Origin of the sequence: Duganella aquatilis, from assembly GCF_009674565.1 — a bacterium.
GTDB classification, from domain to species: domain Bacteria; phylum Pseudomonadota; class Gammaproteobacteria; order Burkholderiales; family Burkholderiaceae_D; genus Rugamonas; species Rugamonas aquatilis.
Genome location: NZ_WKJL01000086.1, coordinates 1 through 255, shown reverse-complemented (window position 1 = coordinate 255; position 255 = coordinate 1). Strand labels below are relative to the sequence as shown.

General features: G+C 51.0%; 1 rRNA gene. It reads left to right on the top strand.

Going from position 1 to position 255, the window contains the following annotated elements:
- Positions 1-255 (top strand): 23S ribosomal RNA (locus tag GJ698_RS30370); the annotation flags it as partial.

The window sequence follows — 255 nt, the reverse complement described above, 5'->3', positions numbered from 1 at the left end:
GGTATCACTCACTGAATACATAGGTGTGTGAGGCGAACGCGGCGAACTGAAACATCTAAGTAGCTGCAGGAAAATAAATCAACCGAGATTCCCAAAGTAGTGGCGAGCGAAATGGGAAGAGCCTGTAAGTGATAGTCGGACTGATAGTGGAACGCTCTGGAAATGGCGGCCATAGCGGGTGATAGCCCCGTACACGAAATCAGACCGGTGGTACTAAGCGTACGACAAGTAGGGCGGGACACGAGAAATCCTGTC